Origin of the sequence: Burkholderia multivorans ATCC BAA-247 (assembly GCF_000959525.1) — a bacterium.
GTDB lineage: Bacteria > Pseudomonadota > Gammaproteobacteria > Burkholderiales > Burkholderiaceae > Burkholderia > Burkholderia multivorans.
This window is the reverse complement of sequence record NZ_CP009832.1, coordinates 1,960,091-1,978,433: the sequence shown is the minus strand read 5'-3', so window position 1 is coordinate 1,978,433 and position 18,343 is coordinate 1,960,091. Positions and strand designations below refer to the sequence as shown.

At 66.7% G+C, this 18,343-nt stretch carries 18 protein-coding genes and 1 pseudogene; 14 read left to right on the top strand and 5 right to left on the bottom strand.

The window, feature by feature from the left end; genetic code table 11:
* Nucleotides 1-42: 42 nt before the first annotated feature.
* From NP80_RS21560 to NP80_RS21550, 3 genes are all read left to right on the top strand, one after another.
* Nucleotides 43-1,059, top strand: coding sequence for a zinc-binding alcohol dehydrogenase family protein (locus NP80_RS21560; protein WP_012213275.1), 1,017 nt, complete (start codon nucleotides 43-45; stop codon nucleotides 1,057-1,059).
* A 164-nt stretch (nucleotides 1,060-1,223) separates the two neighbouring features.
* Nucleotides 1,224-1,775, top strand: a complete 552-nt coding sequence (locus tag NP80_RS21555; protein ID WP_035488340.1) for a DUF6013 family protein — start codon at nucleotides 1,224-1,226, stop codon at nucleotides 1,773-1,775.
* 251 nt (nucleotides 1,776-2,026) lie between these two features.
* Nucleotides 2,027-2,503, top strand: coding sequence for a PliI family lysozyme inhibitor of I-type lysozyme (locus NP80_RS21550; RefSeq protein ID WP_035945775.1), 477 nt, complete (start codon nucleotides 2,027-2,029; stop codon nucleotides 2,501-2,503).
* A gap of 15 nt (nucleotides 2,504-2,518) precedes the next feature.
* Here the strand turns inward: NP80_RS21550 and NP80_RS21545 are convergent, their stop codons facing one another.
* Nucleotides 2,519-3,322 carry an ABC transporter permease gene (locus NP80_RS21545; protein ID WP_006408849.1) on the bottom strand — a complete coding sequence of 268 codons (804 nt, stop codon included), beginning with the start codon at nucleotides 3,320-3,322 and terminating at the stop codon, nucleotides 2,519-2,521.
* Nucleotides 3,319-4,020 carry an ABC transporter ATP-binding protein gene (locus NP80_RS21540; RefSeq protein ID WP_006408856.1) on the bottom strand — a complete coding sequence of 234 codons (702 nt, stop codon included), beginning with the start codon at nucleotides 4,018-4,020 and terminating at the stop codon, nucleotides 3,319-3,321. Before NP80_RS21540 ends, NP80_RS21545 begins: the two co-directional genes overlap by 4 nt.
* A gap of 144 nt (nucleotides 4,021-4,164) precedes the next feature.
* Here NP80_RS21540 and NP80_RS21535 point away from each other — a divergent pair, with 144 nt between their 5' ends.
* The 3 genes from NP80_RS21535 to NP80_RS21525 all read left to right on the top strand — a co-directional run bounded on the left by NP80_RS21535 (nucleotide 4,165) and on the right by NP80_RS21525 (nucleotide 9,036).
* On the top strand, nucleotides 4,165-6,444 hold the full coding sequence (locus tag NP80_RS21535; RefSeq protein ID WP_035945782.1) for an AsmA family protein: 2,280 nt from the start codon (nucleotides 4,165-4,167) through the stop codon (nucleotides 6,442-6,444).
* A gap of 132 nt (nucleotides 6,445-6,576) precedes the next feature.
* Nucleotides 6,577-8,169 carry an ABC-F family ATPase gene (locus NP80_RS21530; protein WP_006404738.1) on the top strand — a complete coding sequence of 531 codons (1,593 nt, stop codon included), beginning with the start codon at nucleotides 6,577-6,579 and terminating at the stop codon, nucleotides 8,167-8,169.
* 390 nt (nucleotides 8,170-8,559) lie between these two features.
* On the top strand, nucleotides 8,560-9,036 hold the full coding sequence (locus tag NP80_RS21525) for a YjjA family protein (protein ID WP_006409510.1): 477 nt from the start codon (nucleotides 8,560-8,562) through the stop codon (nucleotides 9,034-9,036).
* Between the two features lie 98 nt (nucleotides 9,037-9,134).
* Here NP80_RS21525 and NP80_RS21520 read toward each other — a convergent pair whose 3' ends face one another.
* Nucleotides 9,135-10,181, bottom strand: coding sequence for a zinc-dependent alcohol dehydrogenase family protein (locus NP80_RS21520; protein WP_035946287.1), 1,047 nt, complete (start codon nucleotides 10,179-10,181; stop codon nucleotides 9,135-9,137).
* A 133-nt stretch (nucleotides 10,182-10,314) separates the two neighbouring features.
* Between NP80_RS21520 and NP80_RS21515 the strand changes: the two genes are divergently transcribed.
* Nucleotides 10,315-10,779: an Lrp/AsnC family transcriptional regulator gene (locus NP80_RS21515; RefSeq protein ID WP_006409520.1), complete on the top strand. Its 465-nt coding sequence runs from the start codon at nucleotides 10,315-10,317 to the stop codon at nucleotides 10,777-10,779.
* A gap of 12 nt (nucleotides 10,780-10,791) precedes the next feature.
* On the opposite strand, the gene NP80_RS21510 is transcribed toward NP80_RS21515, so the two are convergent.
* A complete protein-coding gene (locus tag NP80_RS21510; RefSeq protein ID WP_006399981.1) occupies nucleotides 10,792-11,157 on the bottom strand; it encodes a hypothetical protein in 366 nt (121 codons plus the stop codon).
* 212 nt (nucleotides 11,158-11,369) lie between these two features.
* On the opposite strand from NP80_RS21510, the pseudogene NP80_RS21505 reads away from it, so the two are divergent.
* The 3 genes and pseudogenes from NP80_RS21505 to NP80_RS21495 all read left to right on the top strand — a co-directional run.
* Nucleotides 11,370-11,570: pseudogene (locus tag NP80_RS21505) on the top strand (aldehyde dehydrogenase family protein); the annotation flags it as partial.
* Nucleotides 11,571-11,684: 114 nt separating this feature from the next.
* Nucleotides 11,685-12,875 carry an NAD(P)H-dependent flavin oxidoreductase gene (locus tag NP80_RS21500; RefSeq protein WP_035946285.1) on the top strand — a complete coding sequence of 397 codons (1,191 nt, stop codon included), beginning with the start codon at nucleotides 11,685-11,687 and terminating at the stop codon, nucleotides 12,873-12,875.
* A 65-nt stretch (nucleotides 12,876-12,940) separates the two neighbouring features.
* Nucleotides 12,941-13,591 (top strand): OmpW/AlkL family protein, encoded by a 651-nt coding sequence (locus NP80_RS21495; RefSeq protein ID WP_006404744.1) that lies wholly within the window; start codon nucleotides 12,941-12,943, stop codon nucleotides 13,589-13,591.
* Between the two features lie 85 nt (nucleotides 13,592-13,676).
* On the opposite strand, the gene NP80_RS21490 is transcribed toward NP80_RS21495, so the two are convergent.
* A complete protein-coding gene (locus tag NP80_RS21490) occupies nucleotides 13,677-13,880 on the bottom strand; it encodes a DUF1289 domain-containing protein (protein WP_006409516.1) in 204 nt (67 codons plus the stop codon).
* Nucleotides 13,881-14,222: 342 nt separating this feature from the next.
* On the opposite strand from NP80_RS21490, the gene NP80_RS21485 reads away from it, so the two are divergent.
* The 4 genes from NP80_RS21485 (at nucleotide 14,223) to NP80_RS21470 (ending at nucleotide 18,325) form a co-directional block, all read left to right on the top strand.
* Complete coding sequence (locus NP80_RS21485; RefSeq protein ID WP_006399990.1) at nucleotides 14,223-15,317, top strand: polyamine ABC transporter substrate-binding protein; 1,095 nt, start codon at nucleotides 14,223-14,225, stop codon at nucleotides 15,315-15,317.
* An 88-nt stretch (nucleotides 15,318-15,405) separates the two neighbouring features.
* On the top strand, nucleotides 15,406-16,578 hold the full coding sequence (locus NP80_RS21480) for an ABC transporter ATP-binding protein (RefSeq protein WP_006409517.1): 1,173 nt from the start codon (nucleotides 15,406-15,408) through the stop codon (nucleotides 16,576-16,578).
* Nucleotides 16,575-17,504 carry an ABC transporter permease subunit gene (locus NP80_RS21475; RefSeq protein ID WP_006409515.1) on the top strand — a complete coding sequence of 310 codons (930 nt, stop codon included), beginning with the start codon at nucleotides 16,575-16,577 and terminating at the stop codon, nucleotides 17,502-17,504. The genes NP80_RS21480 and NP80_RS21475 overlap by 4 nt, the downstream gene beginning before the upstream one ends.
* The gene (locus NP80_RS21470; RefSeq protein ID WP_006404747.1) at nucleotides 17,501-18,325 is read left to right on the top strand and encodes an ABC transporter permease subunit; all 825 of its coding nucleotides are present in this window, start codon (nucleotides 17,501-17,503) and stop codon (nucleotides 18,323-18,325) included. The genes NP80_RS21475 and NP80_RS21470 overlap by 4 nt, the downstream gene beginning before the upstream one ends.
* Nucleotides 18,326-18,343: the final 18 nt, after the last annotated feature.

The following is an 18,343-nucleotide window of genomic DNA, read 5'->3' as shown; positions in this document are numbered from 1 at the left end:
ATGGGGCCGCGTCGCGGCCCGCTGCTGACAAGGAGTGTCGACATGAAAGCCGTTGGACTGACCCGTTATTTGCCGATCGACGACCCGCAGGCGTTGCTCGACGTGGAACTGCCGCAGCCCGTGCCCGGTGCGCGCGACGTACTCGTGAAGGTCGAAGCGATTTCCGTGAACCCGGTCGATACGAAGGTGCGTGCACCGAAGCCGCAGGTCGAGGACACGCCGCGCGTGCTCGGCTGGGACGCGGCCGGGACGGTCGTCGCGGTCGGCGCCGACGTGACGCTGTTCAAGCCGGGCGACGAGGTGTTCTATGCAGGCAGCATCACGCGGCCCGGCGCGAACAGCGAGTTCCACGCAGTCGACGAGCGAATCGTCGCACTGAAGCCGCGCACGCTCGACTTCGCGGCGTCGGCCGCGCTGCCGCTGACGGCGCTGACCGCCTGGGAAGCGCTGTTCGACCGACTCAACGTGTCGCCGCAGGGCGCGGACGCCGGCAAGACGGTGCTGATCATCGGCGGCGCGGGCGGTGTCGGTTCGATCGCGATCCAGCTCGCGAAGACGCTCGGCAAGCTGCACGTGATCGCGACCGCGTCGCGGCCTGCGTCGTCCGAATGGGTGCGCTCGCTCGGCGCCGACGAAGTCGTCGATCATTTCGGCGATCTGCCGGCACAGCTGCGCGACGCGGGGCACGCGAACGTCGACTACGTGTTGATCTTCAACGACACGGACCACCATTTCCCCGCGGCTGCCGAAGTCATTCGGCCGCAAGGCGGCATCTGCACGATCGTCGAGAACGCGAAGCCGGTGCCGGTCGAGCTGCTCAAGGCGAAGAGCGCGGCGTTTCACTGGGAATTCATGTTCACGCGCGCGATGTTCGAGACGCCCGACATGATCGAGCAGCACCGCATTCTCAGCGAAGTCGCACGGCTCATCGACGACGGCACGCTGCGCACGACGGTCGGCGAGCATCTCGGCACGATCAATGCGGCCAACGTGCGGCGCGCGCATCAACTGCTCGAAGGCGGCCGCGCGATCGGCAAGCTCGTGCTGAGCGGCTTCTGAGTACACAGCGTCCCTAAGCGGCGCGATGCCGCGAGCGCAAGCGGGGTAACACCCGATGCGTTCGCAACGCATCGCGCCGCGCTTGGCGGTAGACTGGCAGCGCATCATGCATGCATCGAAAACCGCACGGCACGCGCGTGCCGTCGCAAGACAAGGAGGTCAGCATGAGCCAACGCAGCTTGTCGGTCGCCGCAGCGTGGTCTGTCGCCATCGCGGCGGTGTGCGTGAGCGCGAACGCAGTCGCGGCCCCGCCCGTCAAGGGCAGCCTGAAGGGCGGCGGCACGGGGCAGCTCGAATACACGGTGAAGGTCGACTCGAAGACCTTCGGCAGCATGCAGGAGACGCGCAAGATCCGCTCGGGCGAGACCGACGACTTCAACTGGAAGTCGGTGCCGCCGAGCGGCGCGGTCGCGATGCCGGACGGCTGTCCGAACGCGCAGAACCTGCCGCGCGACGCGAACGGCGCGATGGTGCGGCAGACGCAGGTGCGGCTCGCGCCGTCGGTCGACGCGAAGGGCATCGCCAACGTACAGATGAGCTTTCAGGCGGCCGCGCCGAAGGGCACGCGCAGCGTGACGGCCGGCGGCAAGTCGCTGCAATGCCCGGACGTCGTCGCGGTGAGCCAGGTGAAGTGGGTGTCGCTTTCGACGAACGGCGGCTCGAAATCCATCACGATGAACGACGGCACGAAAGTGACCGTGTCGATCAAGCGCTGAGCCGGCGCGCGGCCGGCATCCGGTGCGCGAGCAACGAGTGGGCGGCGTGCCTGAGTACGCGTGGCGCCAGGCCGTATCCGCAGCCGAAGGCCATCGATATGAGCGCCACGCCCGCTCGCTGCGGCTTCGCTTCACGCCGTTTCGCGCTGCATCGATCCGCTGCGGCGCTCCATGGTTCGCGCGCCGCGTGACGCGATGCCGATGTCGCGCTATGCTCGCCGGCATCGTCCCTCTCTGCCAACGACCCTCCGATGAAACATCGAATGCGCGTGCTGCTGTCGGCCGTAGCGTTCTTCGCGGCCCATCATGCGCAGGCCGCCGACGACTGCAGCTTCGTGAAGAAAGTCGCGCTGCCGGCGCGGCAGCAGACGATCGTCGTGTCGAGCGGCGCGCTCGAGCCGTGCTCGACCGGCAGCTATGCGGTGCGCGTCTATTCGACCGCGAACACGGCGCCCGGCTTTGATACCGACGACTACGTGACCGGCGCGCTGCATGCGCGCGACGGCACCGTCAGCGATGCGTTCGTCGCCGATCTCGGCGCGCGTGCGCCGCATGCGCTGATCGTGACGACGCGTTCGGCCGGCAGCGGCGGCTACGTCGGCGCCCAGGCCTATCTGACGACGTCGCGCGCCGTGACGCTCGTCGCGTCGGTCGACGGGCTCGCGCCCGATGCCGATGTCGCGGCGGCGCTGCGTCGCGCGCTCGGCGCACGTCGCGGCACGCACTGAGCGCAGCCGACGTGCTTACGACGTGCGCTCTTCGAGCCGCGACGCGAGAAAGCGGTGATCGGCCGAGAACAGCCGGCGATACGTGAGCAGCACGGCGCCGACGGTACCGAGCGCGGACGCCGCCGCGATCAGGAACATGATCACGATCTGATAGCGCACCGCCTGCAGCGGCGACTGGCCGGCGAGCACCTGGCCCGTCATCATGCCCGGCAGGCTCACGACGCCGACCACGGCCATCTGGTTCAGCGTCGGCAGCATCCCCGCGCGCACGGCCTGACGCGCGGCGTCCTGCGCGGCTTCCCAGCGCGTCGCGCCGAGCGCGAGCGCCGTTTCGACGCGATCGCGGCGCGCCGTCAGCTCCTCCATCATCCGCTCGACGCCGAGTGCGACGCCCGTCAGCGTGTTGCCGAGGATCATCCCGAGTATCGGGACCGTATATTGCGGCGCGTACCACGGATGCACGCGAATCACGACGAACAGCCCGATCGCCGCGACGAGCCAGCTGCTGAACCAGATCGACGCGATGCTGTCGATGCGCTGCCCGCGGTACGTGCGCTTGCTGCGCCCGGCGCCTGCGAATCCGGCCACGGCGGTCATCAGCGCGGTGAGCGGCAGCACGACGTACCAGTGCGGATGGCCGAATACCCAGCCGAGCACGTAGCCGATCGCGAGCAGTTGCACGACGGTGCGCACGGCGGCGAGCGCCAGCTTGCGGCCGAGGCCGAGCGACAGCGCCGCCGAAATCGCGCCGTTCACGGCGACGAGCGCCGCCGAGATGCCGACGTCGACGAGGCTCAGATCCTGCAGGGCGGGGCTCATTGCGCGGCCTCCGGTGCGTCGGCGGCGCGCAGCACGCCGGCCTGCATGCGCAGTTGCGCGGTCGCGATCCGCGCTGCCTGCGCCGGATCGTGCGAAATCCACATGTAGGCGCGCGCATCGGGCGCGGCGTCGAACCATGCGCCGACCAGCGCCTCGATCGCGCGCGTCGAGTCCGGGTCGAGCGCGGAGGTCGGTTCGTCGAGCAGCAGCACGTCGGGGTCGAGCTGCAGCACGCGCAGCAATGCCGCGATCTGCGCTTCGCCGCCCGACAGCTCGCTCGCGCGCTTCGCGAGGAAGTCGGCGCCGCGGCCGGCACGCGCGGCCAGCGCTTGCACGCGTGCGCGATCGAACGCGACGTCGTGGTAGATCGCGAGCGAATACGGATAGCGCAGTTGCGATTCGACGGTGCCGTCCATCGGCGCGGGCCGCTGGCGCACGTACGCGACGCTGCGCCGATAGCGCGGAATCGCGCTGCGCCGGATGCGCGCGCCGCGCCACAGGATCTGGCCGCCATCGAGCGGGTCGAGCAGCGCGAGCGCGCGCAGCAGCACGCTCTTGCCCGAGCCCGACGGGCCGGTGAGGGCCATTCTGGCGCCGGCGGCGAGACTGAAGTCGGTCGGCTCGAGCAGCGTCTTGCCGGAGGCTGCGTCGCGACGTGTGATCTGGTGCGCGTCGATGAGGCAGGTGGGGGCGGTCATGTCGTAAATGAAAAAAAGCGTTAATGGCGCCGAGGTCGTGCGACGGCGTGCGCCATAATACCTATTGCAAATTCCGCGCGGGTGCGCGCGCCGTTCGCGGTGCGGCACGGCGCGACGCCTGCGCAGAACAACAACGGAACAGCCATGACGCTTACCCGAGTCATCGGAAAGACGGCTGCATGGATCGTCGGCATCGTCGCGATCTCGATCGCGGCCACCGTCGTCTTCATCGTCACCTTCGACTGGAACCGCGCGAAGCCGTGGATCAACGAGCACGTCAGCGACGCGCTCGGCCGCCCGTTCGCGATCAACGGCGACATCAAGGTCGACTGGCGTCGGCCCGACGGCGAAACCGGCTGGCGCGCGTGGGTGCCGTGGCCGAGCTTCTCTGCGACGCAGATCGAAATCGGCAACCCGGACTGGGCCAAGTCGCCGCGATTCGCGACGCTCGACGCCGCGCATTTCGATCTTGCGCTCCTGCCGCTGCTCGCCCACCGGATCGTCATTCCGTCGATCGACGTCGTCAATCCCGCGATCGATCTCGAACGGCTCGCGGATGGCCGCAACACCTGGACTTTTCAGTTCAAGCAATCGTCGCAGCCGTCGCGCTGGGACGTGCGGCTCGACAACTTCGGATTCGCGAAGGGCACCGTCACGTATCGCGACGCGATCACGAAGGCCGATCTGACGATCGCGATCGATACGCTCGGCCAGCCGATTCCGCTCGGCGACGTGCTCAAGGAGCAGGAGCGCACGTCGCGCGCGGCGTCCGCGCAGCGCGTCGGCAAGCGCGGCGCCGCGCAGCTCGGCGCACGAGCCGATGCGCAGGTCGCGTCCGAGGCGTCTGCGGCGTCCGCGCCGGAAGCCGCGAGCGGTGCGTCGGCGACGGTTGCGTCTTCAACGTCGGCGGCCTCGGCGGCTTCGGCATCGGGTACGTCCGCCACGGCGCCCGCGTCCGGCGCAAGCGGTGCGGCCGCGCCTGCGCGACCGACCGGCCCGACTTACGCGTTCGGGCTGAAGGTCGACGGCCGCTACAGGAACGTGCCGATCAGCGGCACCGGCAAGATCGGCGGCGTGCTCGCGGTACAGGACGCGACGCGGCCGTTTCCGCTGCAGGCCGACGTGAAGGCCGGCGACACGCGGCTCGCGATCGTCGGCACGCTGACCGATCCGATGCATCTCGCGGCGCTCGACCTGCGGCTGTGGCTGCAGGGCACGTCGATGTCGCATCTGTATCCGCTCACCGGCATCACGCTGCCCGACACGCCGCCGTATGCGACCGAAGGGCGGCTGATCGGCAACTTCAAGCGCAACGCGAGCACGTTCCGCTACGAACACTTCAACGGCCGCGTCGGCGGCAGCGATCTCGGCGGGACGCTCACGTACGCGCAGCGCGACCCGCGTCCGAAGCTGTCCGGCGAGCTCGTGTCGAACCTGCTGCAGTTCTCCGATCTCGCGCCGGTGATCGGCGCCGATACGGCCGCGAGCAAGGCGCAGCGCGGCGATACGACGCGCCAGCCGCCGGGACGCGTGCTGCCGGTCGAGACGTTCCGCACCGATCGCTGGCGCGCGCTCGACGCCGACGTGAAGTTCACCGGCCGCAAGCTGATCAAGAGCGCGAAGCTGCCGATCACGAATCTCTATACGCATATCGTGCTGACCGACGGCGTGCTGTCGCTGCAGCCGCTGCAGTTCGGCGTCGCGGGCGGCACGCTGGCGACCACCGCGCACCTCGACGGCAGCAGTACGCCGCTGAAGGGGCGCTTCACGGTCGCGGCACGGCATCTGAAGCTCAGGCAGCTGTTTCCGACGCAGCAGGTGATGCAGTCGGCGCTCGGCGAAATCAACGGCGACGCGTCGCTGTCGGCGCGCGGCAATTCGCCGGCCGCGCTCGCGGCCACCTCGACCGGCGAGGTGAAGGCGCTCGTGACGGACGGCCGCATCAGCCGGCTGCTGATGGAGGCGGCCGGGCTGAACGTCGCGAACGTCGTCTACGAAAAGCTGTTCGGCAATCGCGACGTGAAGATCAACTGCGCGGCGATCGATTTCGTCGCGACCGACGGGATGCTCGATCCGAAGGTGTTCGCGCTCGATACCGACGACGCGCTGATCAACGTCGACGGCAGGATCAACCTGCGCGACGAATCGCTCGACCTGAAGATCCATCCGCACACGAAGGGCTTCCGGATCTTCTCGCTGCGCTCGCCGCTGTATGCGAAGGGGACGTTCAAGAATCCGAACGTCGGCGTCGACGCGGGCGCGCTCGCGCTGCGCGCGGGCGCAATGGTCGGCCTCGGGCTCCTCAATCCGTTCGCGGCGCTGATTCCGCTGATCGCGCCGAGCAACAACAAGGACGTGCCGTGCTCGCAATTGTTCGCGCAGATGAAGGCGCCGGTGAAGGGGGCAGCGAAGGCGTCCAAATGAGGCGGCCGGCGGGCGGCATCGCCCGCCGCGCGCGGTGCTCTTGGCGGGGACGGAACGGTGCCGTCTGCAGTTTCTTCGACACCTGCTAAAATACACGGTTTTCCGTCGATTTCTCTCTTAACGGGACCTGCCGTGCTTTCTACTGCCAACATCACGATGCAATTCGGGCCGAAGCCCTTGTTCGAGAATATCTCGGTCAAATTCGGCGAGGGCAACCGCTATGGTCTGATCGGCGCGAACGGCTGCGGCAAGTCGACGTTCATGAAGATTCTGGGCGGCGATCTCGAGCCGAGCGGCGGCAACGTCGCGCTCGAGCCGAACGTGCGTCTCGGCAAGCTGCGCCAGGATCAGTTCGCGTACGAAGACGTGCGCGTGCTCGACGTCGTGATGATGGGCCACACCGAGATGTGGGCCGCGATGACCGAGCGCGATGCGATCTACGCGAACCCGGACGCGACCGACGACGACTACATGCACGCGGCCGAACTCGAAGGCAAGTTCGCCGAATATGGCGGCTACGACGCCGAGGCGCGCGCGGGCGCGCTGCTGCTCGGCATCGGCATCGAGGAGAAGTTCCACAACGGTCCGATGCGCGACGTCGCGCCGGGCTGGAAGCTGCGCGTGCTGCTCGCGCAGGCGCTGTTCTCGAAGCCGGACGTGCTGCTGCTCGACGAACCGACCAACAACCTCGACATCAACTCGATCCGTTGGCTCGAGCACACGCTGAACGAGTACAACTCGACGATGATCATCATTTCGCACGATCGTCACTTCCTGAACTCGGTGTGCACGCACATGGCCGACATGGACTACGGCACGCTGAAGGTCTGGCCGGGCAACTACGACGACTACATGCTCGCGTCCGCGCAGGCGCGCGAGCGCCAGGCGGCGGCGAACGCGCGTGCGAAGGAGCGCGTGGCCGAACTGCAGGACTTCGTGCGCCGCTTCTCGGCGAACAAGTCGAAGGCGCGTCAGGCGACGAGCCGTGCGAAGCAGATCGACAAGATCAAGATCGAGGAATTCAAGCCGTCCTCGCGACAGAACCCGTTCATCCGTTTCGAGTTCGAGAAGAAGCTGCACAACATCGCGGTGGTCGCCGAAGGCATCACGAAGAAGTACGACCGCACGATCTTCGAGAACTTCAACCTGTCGGTGCAGCCGGGCGAGCGGATCGCGATCATCGGCGAGAACGGCGCGGGCAAGACGACGCTGCTGCGCGCGCTGTACGGCAACCTGACGCTCGATCACGGCTCGGTGAAGTGGGCCGAGAACGCGAACGTCGGCTACATGCCGCAGGACACGTACGAGGAGTTCCCGGACGACATCACGCTGATGGACTGGATCGACCAGTACCGCAAGGACGGCGACGACGAGACGATGGTGCGCGGCACGCTCGGCCGCCTGCTGTTCTCGGCCGACGACATCAAGAAGTCGGTGAAGGTGCTGTCGGGCGGCGAGAAGGGCCGCATGATCTGGGGCAAGCTGATGCTCGGCCGCCACAACGTGCTGCTGATGGACGAGCCGACGAACCACATGGACATGGAATCGATCGAGTCGCTGCAGATCGCGCTCGAGAAGTTCGAAGGGACGCTGATTTTCGTGTCGCACGACCGCGAGTTCGTGAGCGGGCTGGCGAACCGGATCATCGAAGTGAAGACGGACGGTACGCTCGTCGACTTCGGTGGGAATTACGAGGATTTCCTCGCGAGCCAGGGGCAGGATTGATTCGCTGATTTGTGCCGAATCTGATTTACGCAATTGCGCTCAGGAAGCCCGCCAAGTTGTACTCGGCGGGCTTTTTTGTTGTACCCACGATAAGACGGCGCGGATGATCGCAAGTACCCGGTCAGACGTCGCCATTCACTCTTCACCTCCCGATCGCCGTTGGCCGGCATGCTGCTCTGCGAATTGCCGTCCGGCCGTGTCGTTCGCCTCGATCGGCGCGGCGCTCGCGATCGCCGCCGCGCCTCTCTCACGTCAAGCATTGTCAAATCCCCGCGGAATCACGATGTCTGACATTTCAAATCGCGTACAGGGGCTGTCATGCCCGGATCGATTGCCTATCCTTGAATGCGCTTTACCGCACTCACGCAGTCAGAACCCGGGAGGTTTTACATGAATGCACGTCTATACCGCGCGACCGTCGCCGGCGCGCTGATCGGATTGCTCGCACCGTTTTCCGTGGCCCACGCGCAGCTCGGCGACGTACTGAAACAGGTCGGCGGCGGTGGCGATTCGGGCGGCAGCGCCGGCGGCGCGCTGGGCAATCTCGGCGGCCTCGGCGGTGCACTGGGCGGTGGCGGCTCGTCGCTCATGCCGGGCAGCACCGGCAATGTCGCGGGCGTGCTGCAGTTCTGCATCCAGAACAATTATCTCGGCGGCGCGGCCGGCAGCGCGTCGTCGGTGAAGGACGCGCTGCTCGGCAAGCTTGGCGGCAATGCATCGTCCGACAGCGGCTACACGAGCGGCGCCAGCGGAATTCTGGACGCCGGCAACGGCAACAAGCTCGATCTGAGCGGCGGCGGCCTGAAGCAGCAGGTCACGAAGCAGATCTGCGACAAGGTGTTGTCGCAGGCGAAATCGCTGCTGTAAGCCGCAGCGCGCACCGTTCGCGTGCGTCGGGCCGTCGCGCGCGAACGGTGCGCGCAACGCGATGCCGGACGACGCGATGGCGCGCCCGGCATCCGCTTTCAGCGCGAAAAATCCGTCACGACCGTCACACCGGCGCCTTCGAACCGGCTCATGTTCATCAGCGCGTCGACCGATTCGCCGAGGCTGATTTCCTTGCCGATCAACCGGCTCGGCGCCAGCTTGCCGGCGCGCACCATTTCGAGCATGGCATCGTAGCGATGCGCCTGCATTCCGTGGCTGCCGAGAATTTCGAGCTCGTGGGCGATCACCTTGCTCATCGGCACCGCCGGCGTCGCATGCTCGCCGAGCATCAGCCCGACCTGCACGTGCCGGCCGCGGCGACGCAGGTTCGCAATCGAGTTGAAGCAGGTGCTCGGGTGACCCAACGCGTCGAGCGACACGTGCGCGCCGCCGCCGGTGATGTCCTTCACCGCATCGACGACATCGGCGACCTGCGATGCATCGACGGTCGCCGCGGCGCCTACCGCGCGCGCGAGCGCAAGCGCGGCCGCCGAAATGTCGACCGCGACGACATTCGCACCGATCGCGTTCGCGATCATGATCGCCGACAACCCGACGCCGCCGCAGCCGTGCACCGCGACCCATTCGCCTGCCGACGTGCGCCCCTGATCGACGACCGCGCGAAACGACGTGACGAACCGGCAGCCGAGGCTCGCCGCGGTCGGAAAATCGAGCGAGTCGGGCAGCCGCACGAGGTTCAGGTCCGCATGATGGATGCCGACGAATTCGGCGAACGAACCCCAGTGCGTGAAGCCCGGCTGAAACTGCCGCTCGCACACTTGCTGGTTGCCGGAGTGGCACTCCGGGCAGCGGCCGCAGCCAGCGACGAACGGCACGGTCACGCGGTCGCCGGCCTTCCAGCGCGTGACGTCCGCACCGGTCGCGACGACCACGCCTGCCAGTTCGTGTCCCGGCACGTGCGGCAGCACGATGTCCGGATCGTGCCCCATCCAGCCGTGCCAGTCGCTGCGGCAGACGCCGGTCGCCTTCACCTCGATCACGACGCCGTCCGGCGCGGGCGTCGGGTCCGCGACCTGCATCACGCGCGGCGCGGCGCCGAATGCTTCGTAAACGACTGCTTTCACGATTTCCTCCAATTGCGAATGAGTCTTTCAATATAACCGCGCAATATCGGATTTATCTTTCGTTTTTCGATTGAGGCGCAGGCTCTTTTGGGCTAGCCTTGCGACCGATGCGCCATCGCTGCAAGGAGCTTTCATGGAACAACTGGACAAGATCGATCGCGGGATGCTCGACATGCTGCAGCGGGACGGGCGCGTGTCGAATGCGCGGCTCGCGGAAGCGTTCTCGCTGAGCGAGACGTCGTGCTGGCGCCGGCTCAGGCGCCTCGAGGAAGCGGGGCTGATCGAGGGCTATCACGCGCGGCTCGACCGCCGCAAGCTCGGACTCGGCGTGATGGCGTTCGTGCGGATCGTCTGCACGCAGCACAGCGAGGAAGTGACCGCCGAATTCGAACGGCTGATCGCCGCGAGCCCGAACGTGCTCGCGTGCGACAACACGACCGGCGAAGCGGATTTCCTGTTGCAGGTGGTCGCGGCCGATCTCGACGACTACAGCCATTTCGTCGAGAAGGTGCTGCGCAAGCTGCCGGGCGTGCTGAGCATCCGCTCCAATCTGTCGCTGCGCCAGCTGAAGTCGACGCACCGGCTGCCGATCGTCTGAGGCGGGCGGCGATTAGTCCGCCAGCCGTTTGTCGGCGAGCGCCTTGCAGCAGTCGTCGTACACCCACTGCACGAGCTTCGCGCGATAGTCGAGATCGTCGGTGTCGACGATTTCCTCGACGGCGTCGCGTGCCCACGTGGCGTCGACGAAACTCGCATGGCGCTTCGCGATGTCCTGCGCGAGCGCCGCGAGCTTCGCGATCGCGAGCCAGTCGGCTTGCCGCTGATGACGATCGAGCCAGCGGTGCGCGGCCTTCACTTGAAAGGCGGCGTCGGGCCAGGATTCGTTCAGGTAAAACGCGCCAAGATTGCCGCAGGTGAGCCAGCAAAGCAGCTCGAGGCGGTCGTGCGAGCCGAGGGTGTGGGATGCGTCGGTCATGGCAGCGCTCACGAAAGGCATCGGTTCCGGGTGGCGCGGCCGCGCGGGCCGGCGCCGATATTAAAAACATAGCACGATGCAGGCCACGCCGCGCATCCGTCGTCGTGCCGGTGTTGCGCCGGTGTTGCATCGCCGGAACGGCGTGCACGCGCGCGTGGCGGGCGTCGTCGGCGCGTGCGGCGGTCGCTGGAATGACCGCTTTCCCGAGGCGGGCCGGCAGCGACGAGCGCGCGCTGCGCGTCGCACGCCGGCTCCGCACGGGCCAGGTCGACATCAACGGCGGCGCGTGGAATCCGGCCGCGCCGTTCGGCGGCTTCAAGCAGTCGGGGTGCGGCCGCGAGAACGGCGTGTACGGTCTCGACGAATATCTCGAGTACAAGTCGCTGCCGCTGCCCGCGCGCAAGCCCACCTGAGCGGCGCGACGACGGCGCGCACGCGTGCCGTCGTCGTTCGTTGACGGCCGTCAACGTGCGCGGCGGCCGATCGTCGATCATCGCGTTTCCGACGATGTTTCGACGAGGCTTCAGATGACCGTCCGCAGTTCTTTCCCGCCGCTCACGATCCGCGGCCGTCCCTTGTTGCCGATCGTGCAGGGCGGCATGGGCGTCGGCATCTCCGCGCACCGGCTGGCCGGCAGCGTCGCGCACGAGGGCGCGCTCGGCACGATCGCGAGCATCGACCTGCGGCACCATCATGCGGATCTGCTCGCACGCTGTCGCGCGCAGCCCGACCGTGCGACGCTCGAAGCGGCGAACCTCGAAGCGCTCGCGCGCGAGATCCGGCTCGCGAAGACGTACGCGCAAGGGCGCGGGATGGTCGCAGTCAACGTGATGAAGGCGGTGAGCGCGCATGCGGACTACGTCCGCGTGGCCTGCGACGAGGGCGCCGACGCGATCGTGATGGGCGCCGGTCTGCCGCTCGAGTTGCCCGATCTCGTGCAGGGCCGCGACATTGCGCTGATTCCGATCCTGTCGGACGGCCGCGGGATCGCGCTGGTCCTCAAGAAGTGGACGAAGAAGGGCCGGCTGCCCGACGCGATCGTGATCGAGCATCCCGCGCATGCGGGCGGCCACCTCGGCGTCACGCAGCTCGCCGACATGCACGATCCGCGCTTCGACTTCGCACGCGTGCTCGACGCCGCCGCGCAGGCGATCGCGTCGCTGGGCATCGCCCGCGACGCGATTCCGCTGATCGTCGCGGGCGGCATCAACAGCCACGACGCGGTGCGCGCGGCGCTCGACGCCGGTGCGGACGGCGTCCAGATCGGCACGCCGTTCGCGGTGACCGAGGAGGGCGACGCGCATCCGAACTTCAAGCGCGTGCTGGCCGATGCGACGCCGGACGACATCGTCGAATTCGTCAGCGTGACGGGCCTGCCCGCGCGCGCGGTCAGAACGCCGTGGCTCGACCGCTATCTGCGCAACGAGGCGCGCATCCGCGCGAAACTCGGCGCGCTGAAGCAGCGCTGCCCGACCGCGCTCGAATGCCTGAGCGTATGCGGGCTGCGCGACGGCATCGAACGGTTCGGGCATTTCTGCATCGATACGCGGCTCGCCGCCGCACTGCGCGGCGACGTCGCCAACGGCCTGTTCTTCCGCGGCCGCGAAGCGCTGCCGTTCGGCCGTGCGATCCGCAGCGTGCGCGATCTGCTCGACCTGCTGCTGACCGGCCGCGCGGCAGAGCCTGCGACAAACCGTCCCGCGTTTACGCTGGCTTGACGGACATCAAGATGCGCGAAAGACCCTACACGGAAAATGGAGATCATTATTCGGGGGTCCGTACCATGCACCAAACCATTGACACGATTCGAACACGCCTCATCGCCGCGGCCGTGGTGGCCGCGAGCGTCGCGCTGCCGTCGCTCGCGCAGGCGGCGTCGCCCGGCGACGGCATTCATCAGGGCGACGTCCTCGCGCGGCTGCGCGCGATCAGCATCCAGCCGAACGAGCGCGGCAGCGATACGCTCGGCGCGCTGAACGTCGGCGTGAACAACGCGATCGTGCCGGAGCTCGATTTCACGTACATGATCCGCGACTACCTGGGCGTCGAGCTGATCCTCGGCACGTCGCGGCATCAGGTGACGTCGAGCGCCGGCCATCTCGGCGGCGTGAACGTGCTGCCGCCGACGCTGCTGCTGCAGTACCACTTCAACCATGCGGGCAAGGTGCGGCCGTACGTGGGCGCGGGGCTGAACTACACGTACTTCTACAACAACGGGCTCAACGTCGGCGGCGAGGGCGTGTCGATCGGCAAGAGCAGCTTCGGGCCGGCGCTGCAGTTCGGCGTGGACGTGCAGATGACGAAGCGCGTGTTCCTGAACGTCGACGTGAAGAAGATCTGGATGAGCACGGACGCGACGCTCGGCGACCGCGGCATCGGCACGCTGCATATCGATCCGCTGATCGTCGGCGTGGGTGTCGGGATGAAGTTCTAGCGCCGCACGCGGCACGAAACGAACGGAGTTGGGGTTCGCGGCATGGCAGTCGGCATGCCGCGTTTTTTATTCGTGCGGCGCGCGCTCACAGCTTGTCGTTGCGGAACCGCATCGCGGTGCCTTCGCGCGCGATGCGCGCCCACACGGCGCGCTTTTCGTCGTCGCTCATGAACACCCAGTTGGAGACCTCGGCGGCCGTGCGGCCGCAGCCCTTGCAGACTTCGTCGAAGAGGGTCGAGCAGACGCCGATGCAGGGGCTGTCGGGCAGGTCGTGGAGATTGGAGGCCATCGGGACGGTTCGCGCGGAGGAAATCGTGAGCGCGCCATTTTAAAGCATCGCGCCGGACGGCTGCCGCGACGCGGTCGCACGACACCACGCCCGGCGTCCTTTTTCCGATGGACAGCCGCGGATTACCCGATAGAATTTCCCCCGGAATGCCCCGCCGCACGGGCGGCCGAGGCGGCCGGCGGCGGGAATCTGTTCCGTTTGCGCGACACCGGCATGATTTTTTTGTGACGGGGCGCGAATGATGGTAGCGTTCGGGGTTTTCTAGGGGCGGCGCGACGGAATGCGGCGCCATCACGAGGCAGACGGCAGCCGGGCAAGCGGTCCGGCCGAAGGGAGAACGGGATGAAAGCAAAGGTGGCGGGCCGGTTCGCGGCGCTCGCGCTCTGTGTGGGCGCATCGGCGGCAGCAGCGAAGGATACGCAGCTCAATGTCTATAACTGGTCGGACTACATTGCGAAGGACACGATCCCGAACTTCGAGAAGCAGACCGGCGTCAAGGTCCGCTACGACAACTACGACAGCGACGACACGCTGCAGGCGAAACTGCTGACCGGCAGCTCGGGCTACGACATCGTCGTGCCGACCAGCAACTACGCGGGCAAGCAGATCGCGGCCGGCATCTTCACGCCGCTCGACAAGTCGAAGCTGCCGAACCTCAAGTATCTCGATCCGCAGCTGATGTCGCTCGTCGCCGGCGCGGATCCGGGCAACAAGTACGTGGTGCCCTGGGCCTACGGCACGACGGGCCTCGCGTACAACGTCAACAAGGCGCAGCAGGTGCTCGGCAAGGTCGCGCTCGACAACTGGGACATCCTGTTCAAGCCCGAGAACATCTCGAAGCTGAAGACCTGCGGCGTGTCGGTGCTCGACGCACCCGACCAGATGTTCGCGGCGACGCTGCACTACATCGGCAAGGATCCGATGAGCACGAACCCGGCCGACTACAAGGCCGCGATGGAAGTGCTGAAGAAGATCCGTCCGTACATCACGCAATTCAACTCGTCGGGCTACATCAACGACATGGTCGGCGGCGACATCTGCTTCGCGTTCGGCTGGTCGGGCGACGTCGTGATCGCGAAGCACCGCGCGCTCGAGGCAAAGAAGCCGTACAAGATCGAGTACTACATTCCGAAGGGCGGCGCGCCGGTCTGGTTCGACGTGATGGCGATTCCGAAGGACGCGAAGAACAAGGAAGCCGCGCTGCAGTGGATCAACTACATCGAGGATCCGAAGGTGCATGCGGCGATCACCAACGCCGTGTACTACCCGAGCGCGAACGCCGAAGCCCGCAAGTACGTGCGGCCCGACGTCGCGAACGACCCGGCCGTGTACCCGCCGGCCGACGTCGTGAAGACGCTGTTCCTGCTCAAGCCGCTGCCGCCCGAGATTCAGCGTCTGCAGACGCGTCTGTGGACCGAGCTGAAGTCGGGACGCTGATACGCGTCGCAGTGAAGCCAGCAGTCATCAAGCCCCTGGTGTCCCCGGGGGCTTTGTTCGTTCAAACGCAGGAGAGAAGCAGCACATCATGAAGAGCCAGTCGAGTCCGCCGGCCACGGGCGCGCCGTCTTTCGTTTCCCCGCCGGGCTCCCCGTCGGGCGCGGACGCACGCGCGGAGAACTTTGTCCAGATCATCGACGTCGTGAAGAAGTTCGGCGACACCGAAGCGGTGCGCAGCGTCAACCTGAACGTGCGCCAGGGCGAACTGTTCGCGCTGCTCGGCAGCTCGGGCTGCGGCAAGTCGACGCTGCTGCGCATGCTTGCCGGCCTCGAGACGGTCACGTCCGGCAAGATCCTGATCGACGGCGAGGACCTCGCGCAGATGCCGCCGTACCGGCGGCCCGTGAACATGATGTTCCAGTCGTATGCGCTGTTTCCGCACATGTCGGTCGAGTCGAACGTCGCATTCGGGCTGAAGCAGGAAGGCACGCCGAAGGCCGAGCTGAAGGAGCGCGTCGCCGCGGCGCTCGATCTCGTGCAGATGGGCAAGTACGCGAAGCGCAAGCCGCACCAGCTGTCGGGCGGCCAGCAGCAGCGCGTCGCGCTCGCGCGCTCGCTCGTGAAGCGCCCGAAGCTGCTGCTGCTCGACGAGCCGATGTCGGCGCTCGACAAGCAGATCCGCCAGCGCACGCAGATCGAGCTCGTCAACATCCTGCACAAGGTCGGCGTGACCTGCATCATGGTCACGCACGACCAGGAAGAGGCGATGACGATGGCCAACCGCCTCGCCGTGATGAGCGAAGGCCAGATCGTGCAGATCGGCTCGCCGAACGAAGTCTACGAATATCCGAACAGCCGCTTCTCGGCCGAATTCATCGGGTCGACGAACCTGTTCGACGGCGTGACGGTCGAGGACGAGCCCGACCACGTGTATATCGAATCGCCGGCGCTGCCGAGCCGGCTGTACGTGAGCCACGGGATCACCGGCCCGCTCGGGATGCCGGTGACGGTATCGGTGCGCCCCGAGCGGATCGCGCTCACGCGCAAGCCGCCCGAAGGCGCGTTCAACTGGGCGCGCGGCGCGATCACGAACGTCGCGTACATGGGCGGCTACTCGCTGTATCACGTGAAGCTCGATGGCGGCAAGACGGTCATCGCCAACGTGTCGAGCCTCGCGATTTCGGAACTCGACACGCCGGCGCTCGGCGACGAGATCTACGTGCGCTGGAGCGCGACGGCAGGGGTGGTGCTGACGTCATGAACGCGCTCAAGTCCCTGCTCGCGTGGCCGGTGCGGCGCTTCAACCTGACGGGCGGCACCGCGGTAGTGGCCGGACCGTTCACGTGGCTCGTGCTGTTCTTCCTCGTGCCGTTCGTGCTGGTCGTGAAGATCAGCTTCGCGGAGCTGCAGCTCGGCATTCCGCCGTATTCGGAGCTCGCGTCGTACGCGGACGGCGCCGTGCACATCGCGCTGAACCTGTCGCACTACGCGTTCCTGTTGTCGGACAGCCTGTACTTCGCGACGTACGTGAACTCGGTGGTCGTTGCCGCGATCACGACGCTGCTCTGTCTGCTGATCGGCTATCCGATGGCGTACTACATCGCGCGCTCGAATCCGGCCACGCGCAATCTGCTGATGATGGGCGTGATGCTGCCGTTCTGGACGTCGTTCCTGATCCGCGTGTATGCGTGGATCGGGATCCTGAAGAACAACGGCCTGCTGAACAACTTCCTGATGTGGATCGGGCTGATCCACACGCCGATCGAGCTGTACCGGACCAACTACGCGGTCTATATCGGCATGGTCTATTCGTATCTGCCGTTCCTCGTCATGCCGCTCTATGCGCATCTCGTGAAGATGGATCTGCGTCTGCTCGAAGCCGCGTACGACCTTGGCGCGAAGCCGTGGAAGGCGTTCGTGCAGATCACGCTGCCGCTGTCGAAGAACGGGATCATCGCGGGCTGCCTGCTCGTGTTCATTCCGGCAGTCGGCGAGTACGTGATCCCCGAACTGCTCGGCGGCGCGAACACGCTGATGATCGGCCGCGTCATGTGGAACGAGTTCTTCAACAACGCAGACTGGCCGATGGCGTCGGCCGTGACCTGCGCGATGGTGCTGCTGCTGCTCGTGCCGATGGCGATGTTCCAGCACTTCCAGGCGAAGGAGCAGGAGGGCCGTCGTCGATGAAACCGAATCGTTATCTGCAGTTCGCCGCGCTGTTTGCCGGGTTCGCGTTCCTGTACATCCCGATCATCAGCCTGATCGTCTACTCGTTCAACGAGTCGAAGCTCGTCACCGTGTGGTCGGGCTTCTCGTTCCGCTGGTATGCGGCGCTCGTCGACGACGACGAGCTGCTGACGGCCGCGTGGCTGTCGCTGAAGATCGGCGTGCTGACCGCGTTCGCATCGGTGATCATCGGCACGTGGGCCGGCTTCGTGCTCGCGCGGATGGGGCGCTTTCGCGGCTTCGCGCTGTTCAGCGGGATGATCAACGCGCCGCTCGTGATTCCCGAAGTGATTCAGGGGATCTCGCTGCTGCTGCTGTTCATCGAACTCGCGAAGTGGATCGGCTGGCCGGCCGAGCGCGGCATCTTCACGATCTGGCTCGGCCACGTGATGCTGTGCATCTCGTACGTCGCCATCATCGTGCAGTCGCGCGTGCGCGAGCTGAATCCGTCGCTGGAAGAGGCCGCGCTCGATCTCGGCGCGACGCCGCTGAAGGTGTTCTTCACGATCACGCTGCCGCTGATCTCGCAGGCGCTGATCGCGGGCTGGCTGTTGTCGTTCACGCTATCGATCGACGATCTGGTGCTGTCGGCGTTCCTGTCGGGCCCCGGCTCGACGACGCTGCCGCTCGTCGTGTTCTCGCGCGTGCGCCTCGGCCTGAACCCGGAGATGAACGCGCTCGCGACGCTGTTCATCGTCGCGGTGACGATCGGCGTCGTCGTTGCGAACTTCGTGATGCTGCGGCAGGAGCGCAAGCGGATGGCGGCGTTCGCGACGGCCTGACCCGAACGTTGCGATCGC

Excerpts from the sequence above, each read along its gene's own strand:
- NP80_RS21550 (WP_035945775.1), top strand. The coding sequence starts at position 2,027 with ATGAAACATCGAATGCGCGTGCTGCTGTCGGCCGTAGCGTTCTTCGCG.
- NP80_RS21470 (WP_006404747.1), top strand. The coding sequence starts at position 17,501 with ATGAAACCGAATCGTTATCTGCAGTTCGCCGCGCTGTTTGCCGGGTTC.
- NP80_RS21525 (WP_006409510.1), top strand. The coding sequence starts at position 8,560 with ATGAATGCACGTCTATACCGCGCGACCGTCGCCGGCGCGCTGATCGGA.
- NP80_RS21475 (WP_006409515.1), top strand. The coding sequence starts at position 16,575 with ATGAACGCGCTCAAGTCCCTGCTCGCGTGGCCGGTGCGGCGCTTCAAC.
- NP80_RS21515 (WP_006409520.1), top strand. The coding sequence starts at position 10,315 with ATGGAACAACTGGACAAGATCGATCGCGGGATGCTCGACATGCTGCAG.
- NP80_RS21540 (WP_006408856.1), bottom strand. The coding sequence starts at position 4,020 with ATGACCGCCCCCACCTGCCTCATCGACGCGCACCAGATCACACGTCGC.
- NP80_RS21510 (WP_006399981.1), bottom strand. The coding sequence starts at position 11,157 with ATGACCGACGCATCCCACACCCTCGGCTCGCACGACCGCCTCGAGCTG.
- NP80_RS21485 (WP_006399990.1), top strand. The coding sequence starts at position 14,223 with ATGAAAGCAAAGGTGGCGGGCCGGTTCGCGGCGCTCGCGCTCTGTGTG.
- NP80_RS21555 (WP_035488340.1), top strand. The coding sequence starts at position 1,224 with ATGAGCCAACGCAGCTTGTCGGTCGCCGCAGCGTGGTCTGTCGCCATC.
- NP80_RS21490 (WP_006409516.1), bottom strand. The coding sequence starts at position 13,880 with ATGGCCTCCAATCTCCACGACCTGCCCGACAGCCCCTGCATCGGCGTC.
- NP80_RS21560 (WP_012213275.1), top strand. The coding sequence starts at position 43 with ATGAAAGCCGTTGGACTGACCCGTTATTTGCCGATCGACGACCCGCAG.
- NP80_RS21535 (WP_035945782.1), top strand. The coding sequence starts at position 4,165 with ATGACGCTTACCCGAGTCATCGGAAAGACGGCTGCATGGATCGTCGGC.
- NP80_RS21545 (WP_006408849.1), bottom strand. The coding sequence starts at position 3,322 with ATGAGCCCCGCCCTGCAGGATCTGAGCCTCGTCGACGTCGGCATCTCG.
- NP80_RS21500 (WP_035946285.1), top strand. The coding sequence starts at position 11,685 with ATGACCGTCCGCAGTTCTTTCCCGCCGCTCACGATCCGCGGCCGTCCC.
- NP80_RS21480 (WP_006409517.1), top strand. The coding sequence starts at position 15,406 with ATGAAGAGCCAGTCGAGTCCGCCGGCCACGGGCGCGCCGTCTTTCGTT.
- NP80_RS21495 (WP_006404744.1), top strand. The coding sequence starts at position 12,941 with ATGCACCAAACCATTGACACGATTCGAACACGCCTCATCGCCGCGGCC.